Origin of the sequence: Vibrio maerlii, assembly GCF_003415655.1 — a bacterium.
GTDB classification, from domain to species: domain Bacteria; phylum Pseudomonadota; class Gammaproteobacteria; order Enterobacterales; family Vibrionaceae; genus Vibrio; species Vibrio maerlii.
In genome coordinates this window covers 516,457-529,089 of sequence record NZ_QRHC01000003.1, presented here as the reverse complement: position 1 = coordinate 529,089, position 12,633 = coordinate 516,457, and the positions used below count along the sequence as shown (strand labels likewise).

7 protein-coding genes are annotated in these 12,633 nt (G+C 46.0%); 3 read left to right on the top strand and 4 right to left on the bottom strand.

What is annotated here, in order from left to right; translation table 11 throughout:
* Positions 1-183 precede the first annotated feature (183 nt).
* The 4 genes from DPF91_RS06785 to hemL all read right to left on the bottom strand — a co-directional run bounded on the left by DPF91_RS06785 (position 184) and on the right by hemL (position 7,516).
* Positions 184-3,576, bottom strand: a complete 3,393-nt coding sequence (locus DPF91_RS06785) for a response regulator (RefSeq protein ID WP_117233668.1) — start codon at positions 3,574-3,576, stop codon at positions 184-186.
* Positions 3,577-3,733: 157 nt separating this feature from the next.
* Positions 3,734-4,759 carry a 16S rRNA (guanine(1207)-N(2))-methyltransferase RsmC gene (gene rsmC, locus DPF91_RS06780; RefSeq protein ID WP_117233667.1) on the bottom strand — a complete coding sequence of 342 codons (1,026 nt, stop codon included), beginning with the start codon at positions 4,757-4,759 and terminating at the stop codon, positions 3,734-3,736.
* A gap of 81 nt (positions 4,760-4,840) precedes the next feature.
* A complete protein-coding gene (locus DPF91_RS06775) occupies positions 4,841-5,908 on the bottom strand; it encodes an AI-2E family transporter (protein WP_420855578.1) in 1,068 nt (355 codons plus the stop codon).
* Positions 5,909-6,217: 309 nt separating this feature from the next.
* Positions 6,218-7,516 (bottom strand): glutamate-1-semialdehyde 2,1-aminomutase, encoded by a 1,299-nt coding sequence (gene hemL / locus DPF91_RS06770; protein ID WP_117233665.1) that lies wholly within the window; start codon positions 7,514-7,516, stop codon positions 6,218-6,220.
* A 274-nt stretch (positions 7,517-7,790) separates the two neighbouring features.
* Between hemL and erpA the strand changes: the two genes are divergently transcribed.
* The 3 genes from erpA (at position 7,791) to DPF91_RS06755 (ending at position 12,562) form a co-directional block, all read left to right on the top strand.
* Positions 7,791-8,132, top strand: coding sequence for an iron-sulfur cluster insertion protein ErpA (erpA, locus tag DPF91_RS06765; protein ID WP_117233798.1), 342 nt, complete (start codon positions 7,791-7,793; stop codon positions 8,130-8,132).
* Positions 8,133-8,296: 164 nt separating this feature from the next.
* The gene (locus tag DPF91_RS06760; RefSeq protein ID WP_117233664.1) at positions 8,297-9,460 is read left to right on the top strand and encodes an efflux RND transporter periplasmic adaptor subunit; all 1,164 of its coding nucleotides are present in this window, start codon (positions 8,297-8,299) and stop codon (positions 9,458-9,460) included.
* Between the two features lie 12 nt (positions 9,461-9,472).
* Positions 9,473-12,562: an efflux RND transporter permease subunit gene (locus DPF91_RS06755; protein ID WP_117233663.1), complete on the top strand. Its 3,090-nt coding sequence runs from the start codon at positions 9,473-9,475 to the stop codon at positions 12,560-12,562.
* The last annotated feature ends 71 nt before the right edge of the window (positions 12,563-12,633 follow it).

The window sequence follows — 12,633 nt, the reverse complement described above, 5'->3', positions numbered from 1 at the left end:
GGTTATTTTACTTCGATAATTAACAGGACTTCTAGGGGTAATTGTGATTGGTTTTGAGAGACTAAAACAGCTCAATTTGCTGATTGGTAGCAATGAAATATACTGACTTTCATTGGTGGATTGCTTTGTTAATGGACTAAAAAAGCCCGCAGAGTTTGCGGGCTAAGTTGTATTTGGTTGAAGTTAGCTAGTAAGTAGCTTCTGTAATTTATCGCGCAGAACAATAAGATGTGCTCGTTGAGGAGTATCATTTTTGCAGTGCTCAAGAATGTAATCTATCGAGTTAAGTACTGTTCTCCAGCGAGGTGTCTTCGGCAAAGTTTCAACACGTAGGTATTTATCCAAGGTTCGCGTCTGCAGAGTACTTCGGTCTAAATAGACACGCCACAGCCCGCTTTGCTCTGCAAAGGTGAACTTAGTTTGGCTTGTCGCTGTCTCCCAGTAATTGAGAGCGCTGATCATAGATTCAACTAACAGTTCGCGCATGACATCTTGCTTGTCGCCATTCTCTCCCGAGACTCTATCCGCAATCCGAGTAAACTCACCCCCTAGCTCTTTAAGTTGTTGTAGCTTGTTCTTGTCACCCTCAAAGGCATAAGTAGATAGCGCTTCTACTGCTGTCTCAAGGTTACGGACGCGTGATACGTCGGCACCACCACCCATATCAAAGATGTATAGAGACTCAATGTCGCTACCTTCTGGTAGACGAAGTATATCGGCAGAGACGTGTTGCCTTATATCATCAACGTAAATATCGACCTGCCCACAGTAGTGTTCTTGTGGAACGTGGAGAAATTTCGGTGAGATGATCTCTTCTGCATTCGAGCGTCTGAGCTGCTCGTTGCTGCGTTTAAATAGGCGAGTTGCGGCTTGGTTAGCAAAGCGTATACGTTTGTCTTCACGCAGGCAGATAATAGCCTCTGGTGCGGATTCCAGTTGCTCAAGCAGGCGGCCTTGAGTCTCTAGGAGATTTGCTTGAGTGATCTCGCGTTGCTTAATCTCCAGCTGTAGCTGTTGGTTTTCAAGGCGACGTTGCTCGGCTTTGCTCGCGGTCAGGTGAGCCTGAATGCGAGCAGCCAACTCTTGTTTGTTGAATGGTTTCGTTAGATAGTCATTCGCCCCTGCTTGGAAGCCCTTAATGCGGTCCTCATTCTGGCTCAGCGCAGTAAGCATAATGATTGGTAGCTCAGAGTGGTCATACTGCTCTCTAAGTGCACTACAAACCTCATAACCATTCTTACCTGGCATCATGATATCGAGTAGTAGCAAGTCTGGTTTTTCTTGCTCAATCGTTGTCAAAATCTCGCTACCATCATGAGCAAGCTGCACCCGATATCCCTCAATTCGCAAGAAGCTCTCTAATACCTGCAGGTTAACCGGCTCATCATCAGCGATAGCAATCAGTGGGCCGTCAGGATTCTCTGGCAGCTCAATGTTGTCATGTGAAAAATGAGTGATCTTACTTTCTGGTGCTTGGTAATGCTGTTCGGCTGGTTGTTGCGAAATCTCAGCAAGTCTGGTTTCTTCTGTTGCTAGAGGGAGAGTAAAGCTAAATGTAGTCCCGACCATCGGCTGGCTGCTGACATAAAGAGAGCCACCCATAAGCTCAATCAATTGGCGGCTGATCGATAGTCCCAGACCAGAGCCTTGGCGATAGCGCTGGGAGTCGTAACCTGCTTGTGTGAGTGGTTCAAATATCTGGTCGAGATGTTCCGCTGGAATGCCTTGGCCAGTATCTACGACTTGAACTCTCATGTTGTCATCAACCTGAGCCGCAGATATTACGATTTTACCCTCAGAGGTGTACTTAATCGCATTCCCAATAAGGTTATACATGACCTGTTCTAAACGCTGTACATCTGCTGCAACCATTGGTGAGTCGATGGCTACTTGATTAATAATACGGATAGGTTTATTGCCTAGTAGATGATTTGAAAGCTCAAGCACTAGGCGTGTCGCAGAGGCAACATCAACGGCAGAGGTTTGAATATCCAGATTGCCGTACCTCATCTTGTGATAATCAAGGAGGTCATCCACCAAGGTTGTTAGACGTTGACCACTGTTGATGATGATCTCTAGCTGATATTTTTGGTGAGTAGGAACTGGACCGTTTGCACCGTTGATCATTGCTTCTGCAATGCCGACCATACCGTGCAGTGGTGTGCGAAGTTCATGTGAGGTTGTTGCTAAAAACTCGTCTTTGAGTTTATCGGCGAGATGTAACTCTTCGTTTTGCGAACGAATGGTCTTTAGGTTGGCCTCTAGCTCATGATTTTGGCTCTTGATCAGCAAGATCTTCTCACGAATAGAGCGCTGCATTCGCTCGAAGCTTACCGCAAGGCGGCCAATTTCGTCCTTGCGATCGGTGTTGATCATGGTTTCATCTAAATCACCAGCAGAGACTTTCTCTGCCGCCCAGGTGAGCTTCAGCAATGGTGAAGTGATGAAGTTGGACAGGTAGTGGGAAGCTATCACGACTAATAAGGTGCCTAAGATCATCGCGATGACGAATACTTTTTCTAACTGATGAACGCGCGCAAAGGCAATGCTTTCTGGGATCTCAACGATTAGAGCCCAGGAAGTGTCCTTCAGTGTCACCGGGGAGTAGGCAGCAATAAGTCTGTCACCCGAAGTGTGCTCGAAGATACCCACAGAGGTCTCTCCATCAAGAGCTTTTTCTATGATCTCTAGATTAGCATCTATCTCATCTTGGCTTAACGAAGCCGAACGTGGCAGATGATCTGGGCCAACGAGCAATGCCTTCATCGATTCACGACCGTTTTCTTCGATGAGTTTGGTAATGCCATTATTTGGTAAGCGCATCAAAGCGTAACTGTGTAAGTACCCTTGCTGAATGATCGGGGCAGCAAGCCATGCAACCTGTTCACCATCTTCCATTTCAAAGTCTGACATCACAACGGGCGTGTAATCTTCGTTAGATTTGCGTTTGTCAGTAAGCTCTTCGGTTAACTTGCTGTACGTTTTTCCAAGGTTGGAATCTTTGTAACTCCCCGTTTCTAGGTTAGTACCGTAATAAGCATTTTTATAGATGGAGTAAGTCACATTACCATCAATATCGACGAGTAAGATATCGCTGAAATCAGAACGTTTTAGGTGTTCTAAATAGGCTCGATGGTAGCGTTTGTGCAGTAACCGATAGCGTTCACTACCGACAAAACTTTCGGATTCTGGGAGGATGATGGTTTTACGCTGATCGTCAGTGCCCAGTACATAGCGATGTTGTGCATTTTCTCGAGCTTCTTCGATATCAACACCGAGACGTTTGAACGCATTAACTAAGCCGTAGAAACGTCCACCACTAGCATAGGCTAGCTCTGAGCGTACAAACCCCATGACTTCGGACTGTTGGGCTTCAAGGTAGTCGACAATTTGCTGCTTCTTACCATCACGGACCGAAATCAGGTGTGAAGTACTTTGTTCTTCAAGATCGGTACTGTGGGCGTGAAGAAAGAAAAGGGCAACGATGGTGAGTGGTGTAATACTTAGCGCCAAGAAGGCAATCATCAGAGTATTTTGAAGACGTTGAAACTTATGCTTGCGATAAAACCTAAACATTCGGAGTGATAACTTCCCATTGTTATTTTCCAATAAAGCCTATATGTAAGGCTCCCAATGCGAAGTTATATGGTTTTTTTACTTTGACAAGTAAGTTGCTGGTAAAGCGTGTTCAGAGGCGCAAAATTTTGCGCCTTTGAATCATATCGGTGAGGATTTAGGCTTTAGTTGCGTGGTAAATAGCGAACTTTGTGGTCTTATTTAGCGTCGCGCATTTTCCAAATGCGTTCTCGATAATAGGGATGTACTTAAGGAAGCTATTCGCGACAATTAGTAATTCTCCCTGGTTGTTTAGATACTTAGGCGCATTAGCTAGCAATGTTTCTGTCGCACTATAGCTAGTATCTAAACCCGCATGGAATGGTGGGTTTGAAATAATGAACTGATAACCAGGCTCTATATCGGAGTAAACATCACTTGCGAAGACATTTCCGGCAAAACCGTTGGCCTCAAGTGTAGCTTTGGTCGATGCAATCGCAAGTGCACTGATATCACATTGGTTAATTTCAATCTCTGGGTTTTGTTGCTTCATAAAGGCGCCCAAAACACCTGCACCACAACCAAAATCGAGAACCTTGCCAGAAAGCTTTGGTAGGGTGTTAACCAGTAGCTGGCTACCTACATCAAATTGTCCGTGACTGAACACTCCTGGTAGGCTTTTTACCTTAATAGATTGCTCACCTGTTGTGAGTTCATAAGTTTTATACCACTCTAGGATGTCGAAGTTTGCTGGTTGTTCTGTACATTCGCCCCAGTAGAAAGAACAGCGGCGTGCAGAGTCGTATTTATTGACACGACCATAGGGTGCAAACATCTTTTCAATACTCTTCACTCCAGAGCGATTCTCTCCGACCACAATAATCTCTGTGCCTTGACCGAGTTTGGCAAACAGCATAGCCAGAAGGTATTCAGCTTCTGGTTTCGCTTTTGGCCAGTAAAGGAGAACCAAATCAGCCTTGGTTTCTGCTGTGAACTCTTCACTAAAGTAGCTTTTTACTGATGAATGTTGCTGCATCGTGCGGTAGTAGCCATAGTTCGTTGTGAACACAGATACAGATTCACAATGCTTTACCAGTTCTACCGGGAACAGGTCTTCTGATTCACCAGCAACTAAGACGTGCTTTCCTTCAAAGTAAGCAAGTTGGCGTTGAGCAATTTGGCTAGGGGCAATATATGCAGACATGGTTTTCTCATCAGTAAAAATAAGGGGCAGATTTTCTCATAATCTGCCCCATGCTTGAAGTAGTAGTTAAACCTACGGGGTTTAGGTGTTGTCTTGACGACTCAAAAAGTCATTAAATTCTTCTTCGTAGATGTTAAACAACACGATGGTGATAGCGAAAATTAAAGGGCCGTAGATAAGGCCAATTAAGCCGAACAAGTGGATACCACCCAGCAGTGAGAAGAAGATCATTAGGGTGTTCATACCAGCACTGCCTTGCATTAACAGTGGACGCAAGATGTTATCGATTGACCCCACTACCGCTATGCTCCAAATAGCCAAGAAAATCGCCCAGGTGGTATCTCCTGTGAGCAGTAGGTAAATAGTTGCTGGAATCCAAATTAAAGCAGTGCCAACTACAGGGATAAATGATGCAAATCCCATCATTGTGCCCCAGAACAAGCCGGGGAAGCCTGCTAGCCACATACCGATACCGCCAGCAAAACCTTGGGCGATTGCAGTGAGAAATGACCCCATGACTGCTGATTTTGAAACTTGCTCAATCTCTTCAAGCAATCGGTCTTCTTGGCTACGAGACAGCGGTAGAATATGGCGGATCGCTGAGATGATCTTGTCGTGGTCTCGCAATAAGAAGAACAGCACAAACAACATCAATAGGAAATCCATCAGGAAGTTGGTTGCATCACCAAGGATGCGAGCACTGATTGCAACAAGGTTTGAGCCAAAGCCAGTCACAAATTGAGCTGCTTTCTGTGCAATGTCTTCAGGACTGACCTCATCAAAAGGCAGGTATTCATTGGCTAATGCCAAGCCTTTCACTACAAATGGATGCTCAAACAGAGACTGTAAGCCGCCACTTGTCACCCAATCGTAGGCATTTTGCGAGAACTTAGATCCTTGCTGAACAATGGCGGCAAATACTGTAAGTAGTGGGATCACGATAATAAAGGTGAGAACAATACAAGAGAGTAAAGAAGTAATGTTCTTATGTTTTGGCAGTTTAGACTCAATCCACTCGTGTATCGGGAACATTAAGAGTGAAATAATGAATGCCATGACAATGGAGTTAACGTAGGGCTCTACCAATAGGTAACAGGCGTACGCTGCGACGAGTAACGCCACAACAATGACCCAGTGGCTGGAGGACATTTTAATTTTATCTGGCACAGGAGTAGACTCTAGAAAATGGAATTGTTTTTATAATGGCTGTATATCAGCGACTTATCAATGAGGAAATGTGCGAATGGGATGCTGTAATGGAGAGAAAGGTTGCTCTAGTTCTCAAGCTCAAAAACGAAAGATTCCTTGGTTTTCGATCTGCTTGTTAGTACTCGGTGTATTAGTCGCCATCAATTGGCAAGGCTAATCGCAGGGCTTGCTTGTAAAGGTTCAAATGAAAATAAGGAGGGCGAGAAATTAATTTCTCGCCCTCCTTTTCATACTGAATCCCAGTGAGAATTAAGCTTGTGCTTCTTTCGCAATAATCTCTAGACAGCGATCGGCTGCTTCAAGTGTCGCTTCGATCTCTTTTGAGCCGTGAGCTAGGGAAGTAAAGCTTGCTTCAAATGCTGAAGGGGCAAGGTACACACCGTGGTCTAGCATTAGGTGGAAGAAACGTTTGAATCGCTCAACGTCGCACTGTGCTACTTCTTGGTAGTTAGTCACTTGTTCTTGCTCTGTGAAGAAGAAACCGAACATGCCGCCAACTTGGCTTACTAGCATTGGTACACCGTGCTTGTCTGCAAGAGACTTAAAGCCATCAGCAAGTTGTTTAGTTTTTGCTGCTAGGCGCTTCTCATTGCCTTCTTCTTTTAGAAGAGTAAGACAAGCCATACCCGCAGCCATTGCGACTGGGTTACCAGAAAGCGTACCCGCTTGGTAAACAGGGCCCGTTGGTGCGATGTATTGCATCACGTCTTTACGACCACCGAAAGCACCTACAGGCATACCGCCACCGATGACTTTACCTAGACATGTTAGGTCTGGTTTGATGTTGTAGTGTGCTTGTGCACAACCAAGAGCAACACGGAAGCCTGTCATTACTTCATCAAAGATCAGTAGTGCGCCCTCTTGGTCACAGATTTCGCGTAGACCTTCGTGGAAGCCTTCAACCGGTGGGATGCAGTTCATGTTGCCAGCTACTGGCTCAACGATGATACATGCGACTTCACCTTTGTTTGCTGCAAACAGCTCGCGTACCGAGTCTAGGTCGTTGAAAGTTGCCGTAAGAGTGTGTTTAGCAAAATCTGCTGGTACACCTGGAGAGCTAGGTTGGCCCAGCGTTAGTGCGCCAGAGCCAGCTTTTACTAATAGGCTGTCAGCGTGGCCGTGGTAACAACCTTCAAACTTGATGATTTTATCACGGTTAGTAAAACCACGAGCAAGGCGGATAGCGCTCATAGTTGCTTCTGTACCAGAGCTTACCATGCGAACCTGTTCCATTGATGGTACTAGCTCAGATACAAGCTCAGCCATCTTGATTTCAGTTTCTGTTGGAGCACCAAAGCTGAGGCCGCGTTGCGCCGCTTCGACCACTGCATCACGGATAACTGCATGGTTGTGACCAAGAATCATTGGACCCCATGAACCCACGTAATCAATGTAAGCTTTACCGTCGGCATCAAAAATAAGTGCGCCGTCTGCACGCTCAATGAAAAGTGGCGAACCGCCTACGCCATTAAAAGCACGTACTGGTGAGTTAACGCCACCTGGGATTTTCTCTTGAGCTTGCTGGTATAGCTCAGCTGATTTGGTCATGATAGTTCCTCTATTTGATAATTCGGACCAATTGACCCGCATTGTACTCCTGAGAGGGAGGATGACAAATATCTAACGTGGGAAAATAGTAAAACTGTGGGTTGAATTTAGTTGAATTGAACCAGATATCGACAGATAAGTTGGAGAATACTTGAACGAATCAGTCGGGTATTAGATAATCCGTCCATACGAAATGGTCAAAGAACCAAAATGAGATAAAGCCGATTGAGAGAATTATCGACTCAATCGAATAACACGAATGAGAGAGGTCGTCGTGAGCGAAGCAAGTATCCCGCTATCATTTTCAGATGCGGCAGCAACCCGAGTACAGACTCTGATTGCAGAAGAAGAAAACCCAGAACTAAAACTGCGTGTGTACATCACAGGTGGCGGTTGTAGTGGCTTCCAGTACGGTTTTACATTTGATGAAAATGTGAACGACGGTGATACCACGATTGTTAACAGTGGTGTAACCTTAGTGGTTGACCCAATGAGCCTACAATACTTAGTAGGTGGCGTGGTTGATTACACCGAGGGACTTGAGGGCGCTCGTTTCTTCGTAAACAACCCAAATGCAACAACAACTTGTGGTTGTGGTGCGTCATTTAGCGTTTAATCAAACGCTCGCTCAGGTTTCCTGAGCCACCATAGTTGGTCAAGTTGTTGAAGAGACTAAACTTTTAGTCTTGACTTACGTATGAGGATGTTACGTGAGAACGGTAAGGTTGGGCTGTAATCAATGCGGCTTACTCTATCGATAACAATAACTAAGGACTGGCTATGGCTTTCAAAAGGCTCAGTGGCTTCTTTTCCGAGAGGCCATGGCTTATTTCTCTATTTCTTCTTATTCTTCTATCGCTTTGGCTTGGGCTGGGTGTTCTCCAGGCTGAGGAAAACGGTCGCTCTTCTTCAAGTAGCGAGAACTCATCGAATAAACAAACCGACATCCCACTTGCCAAAGTGGTGTATCAATCCTTTATTGCCGAACCTACCATTAGAAACATTGAGCTCTATGGCCGAACCGCACCAGATCGCAAAGCCCGTTTGGGCGCGGAAGTAGGTGGCCGAATTGCTGCCTTGCAGATCAAAAAAGGTCAAATGGTCAAACGTGGTCAACCCTTAGTCAAAATTGATGAGGGCGACCTCAACATGCAGTTGGAGCGATTTCAGGCTCAATATCGTGTGAAGCAGAAAGAGTTTAAAGCTGCACAGTCTCTCAAGAGTCGTGGGTTACAAGGTGAAGTGGCCTATGCAACCGCTCAGGCAGCACTGACTGAAGCCAAAGCTATGGTAGAAAATGCTCAACTGGCGCTAAAAAATACCGTAGTCAGAGCGCCGTTCGATGGGGTGATTGAACATCTACACATTGAGTTGGGTGATTATGCTGCTGTGGGTGACCCGATTGCAGATTTGATCGACTTATCTCTGCTAGTCATCGAGGCTGATGTGAGCGAGCGCCATATTCAGCAGCTTCAGCTCAACCAATCAGCGTCAGTGAGATTCATCAACGGCCAAGTGGAGCAGGGTAAGGTACGCTTTATTTCGCGCATGTCTTCTGTAGCCACCAATACTTTCCCAATTGAGATCCTTCTACCCAACAAAGATCTTTCAATTCCAGCAGGAATAAGTGCGGAAGTTGAGCTTGCACTTGAAGAGACGCAAGCAGTTAAGGTCACTCCAGCGATGTTAGCGTTAGATGAACGTGGCAATTTAGGGGTGAAAGTACTTGAGAATAAGCAGTCAATCAAGTTCGTCCCGATTCAGTTAGTTAAGGCCCAGCAAGATGGGGTTTGGTTATCGGGTCTAGGAGATTCGGTAGATATCGTCACCATTGGACAAGGGTTTGTTCGAGATGGAGACAGTGTCGAAGCGATAAGCCAACTTGATATTGACGCTCAGCGAGAGAAGAAACTCGCCGCACAATCTTCAGAACAGAATCAATAAGAAGGGCACACAATGTATTCAGTGATTGATGCGGCGCTTTCACGCTCGCGCACCATGCTCACTCTGTTGGTTTTGATCTTAATTGCCGGTATTGGTACCTATTTAATCATCCCCAAGGAATCAAGCCCAGATATTACCATTCCAATTATCTATGTTTCTGTTGGCCACCAAGGCATCTCACCCAACGATGCTGAACGCTTGTTAGTTCGTCCTATTGAGCAAGAGCTACGCTCAATTGAGGGTGTAAAGGAAATGAATTCTACCGCTTCTGAAGGGCATGCATCGGTGATGCTTGAATTCAGTGTCGGTGTGGACCTTAAAAAAGCGATGGCGGATGTGCGTGAGGCGGTTGATTTGGCAAAGCCTAAACTGCCAGCTGATAGCGATGAACCCACAGTGAATGAAGTCACGCTTGCTTCTGAACAGCCAGTTTTGTCAGTCGTGCTCTACGGTACAGTGCCTGAGCGTACTATTGTTTATGTGGCACGTCAGTTACGCGATAAGTTGGAAAGCTTCCGCCAAATACTTGAGGTTGATATCGCCGGCGACCGTGAAGATATCCTTGAAGTGGTGGTTGATCCGTTGTTGATGGAAAGCTATGGGCTTGACCAAAACGATGTCTTCAATTTGGTCTCTCTGAATAACCGAGTGGTTGCTGCTGGCTTTGTCGATACCGGGTATGGGCGATTCTCGGTTAAGGTACCGTCCGTCTTTAATTCATTGAATGACTTGCTCGATCTTCCAGTCAAGATAGATGGTCGACAAGTTGTGACCTTTGGTGATGTCGCCACCGTAAGGCGTGCGTTCCGCGATCCTGAAAGCTTTGCTCGACTAGATGGAAAAGGCGCAATCGTTCTGGATATTAAGAAGCGCGCCGGTGAGAACATTATCGAAACGGTAGAGCTAGTCAAGGCGGTGATGGCTGAAGCTCAAACGAGGGAAGAGTGGCCGACGAACCTAGCCGTGAAATACACTTGGGATGAGTCAAAAGATGTAAAGATGATGCTTAATGATCTGCAGAACAACATCTTGTCTGCAATTATTCTAGTGGTGATTGTCATCATCGCAATCCTTGGTGTGCGTACGGCGTTTTTGGTCGGTGTCTCGATTCCAGGTTCATTTTTAACCGGCTTACTAGTGCTCTCTGTATTCGGACTAACCGTCAATATCATCGTGCTATTCTCTCTAATCATGGCCGTCGGTATGCTGGTGGATGGTGCAATTGTTGTCACCGAGTTCGCAGACCGACGAATGCAAGAGGGAACACCGAAAAAAGAAGCCTATCGTGATGCAGCGAAACGCATGGCGTGGCCCATTACCGCATCGACAGCGACCACGTTAGCCGCTTTTGCTCCGCTATTGTTCTGGCCCGATACAACAGGTGAGTTCATGAAGTACTTGCCTCTCACCCTAATCGCTACACTCTCAGCGTCTCTCGTAATGGCGCTATTGTTTGTCCCCGTGCTTGGTAGCTTGATCGGTAAGCCTCAGTATGTCTCTGAGAGCAACCAGCGCAAGATGGTTGCCTTGCATGATGGGGACTTTGAGCAAGCAACAGGTATCACCAAGTTGTATTTCAAGACGCTGGCTATCGCGATTCAGCATCCAATTAAGATCCTTATTGCTGCGATACTGCTGGCGCTAGCGGTCGGTTTCACTTATGCCAAAGCTGGACTAGGTGCCGAATTCTTCCCTGAGGTAGATCCACCATACTTCACGGTAAAAGTACGTTCTCACGGTGACCTGTCTATCTATGAGCAAGACATCATCATGCGCGATATTGAAACCGTGATGCTAGGACATGATGAATTTGAAAGCGTGTATACCAAGACAGGTGGTGATGAAGAGATTGGACAGATTCAGATTACCCCGGTTGATTGGCAATATCGTCGCTCGGTCAAAGCCATTATTGAAGAGCTTAAGAAAACCACCGATGGTTTTGCTGGTGTAGAAATCGAATATAAGTTCCCAGATGCGGGTCCACCGGTTGAAAACGACCTGGTTATTGAGATGAGCGCGAAAGTGCCAGAACAATTGGATAGAGCGGCCAAGGTGGTGCGAGCTTGGGCGGATGGGAACTCAGCACTGACCAATATCAGCGATACCTCAAGCAAACCGGGTATTGATTGGCAGGTCGATATTCGTCGCGACGATGCGGCACGTTTTGCGGCGGACGCTACCTTGGTCGGAAATACTGTCCAGTTCGTCACAAATGGCCTCAAAATTGGCGATTATCTACCTGATGACTCAAATGAGGAGGTCGATATTCTGGTTCGCTATCCTGATGAAAAAAGAGATATTGGCCGTTTTGATGAGCTGAAAGTGAAAACTGCAGCAGGCATGGTGCCTATTACCAACTTTGCACGCATTATTCCTGACCACAAACAAGATACGATTAAGCGTATTGACGGTAAGCGCGTCATCAATGTCGTCGCAGATATGGCCGAAGGGTATAACCTTGCATTGGAACTACCTAAGATAAATCAAGCGCTACAAGAGCTAGATTTACCTAGTGGGGTCGAGTTTCAAATTCGTGGACAAAATGAAGAGCAAGAAAACTCACAAGCTTTCTTGATGAATGCGTTCATCGTTGCTCTTGCCGTGATGGCCCTTATCTTGATCACCCAGTTCAACAGTTTTTACCAAGCGTTTCTTATACTCAGTGCTGTGTTGTTCTCAACGGTAGGTGTATTTGCAGGCTTGCTGATCTTCCAACGACCGTTTGGCATCATCATGTCAGGCATCGGTGTGATTGCTTTGGCTGGTATTGTTGTGAATAACAACATCGTATTGATCGACACCTATAATCAGTTGCTCAAGCGTGGGTTAGATAAGAAAGAGGCAGTGCTAAGAACGGGGGTTCAGCGTCTTCGACCTGTATTGCTAACCACAGTGACGACGATTCTAGGTTTGCTGCCAATGGTACTAGAGATGAATATCGACTTAGTCAATCAGAAGATAGAGTTTGGAGCGCCAAGTACTCAATGGTGGTCGCAGTTAGCGACTGCGGTAGCCGGTGGGCTGGCATTTGCTACTGTGCTGACACTGGTATTGACGCCGTGTTTGTTGATGCTTGGTAGAAACAAGAGTCTAGATAACTAGGACGCTACGCTTGTAGAGAACTAGAAATCTAGCCCCACCTAAGCTGAAGATATAAAAAGGGTTGACGCCAA

Excerpts from the sequence above, each read along its gene's own strand:
- DPF91_RS06785 (WP_117233668.1), bottom strand. The coding sequence starts at position 3,576 with ATGTTTAGGTTTTATCGCAAGCATAAGTTTCAACGTCTTCAAAATACT.
- rsmC (WP_117233667.1), bottom strand. The coding sequence starts at position 4,759 with ATGTCTGCATATATTGCCCCTAGCCAAATTGCTCAACGCCAACTTGCT.
- DPF91_RS06775 (WP_420855578.1), bottom strand. The coding sequence starts at position 5,908 with ATGTCCTCCAGCCACTGGGTCATTGTTGTGGCGTTACTCGTCGCAGCG.
- hemL (WP_117233665.1), bottom strand. The coding sequence starts at position 7,516 with ATGACCAAATCAGCTGAGCTATACCAGCAAGCTCAAGAGAAAATCCCA.
- DPF91_RS06760 (WP_117233664.1), top strand. The coding sequence starts at position 8,297 with ATGGCTTTCAAAAGGCTCAGTGGCTTCTTTTCCGAGAGGCCATGGCTT.
- DPF91_RS06755 (WP_117233663.1), top strand. The coding sequence starts at position 9,473 with ATGTATTCAGTGATTGATGCGGCGCTTTCACGCTCGCGCACCATGCTC.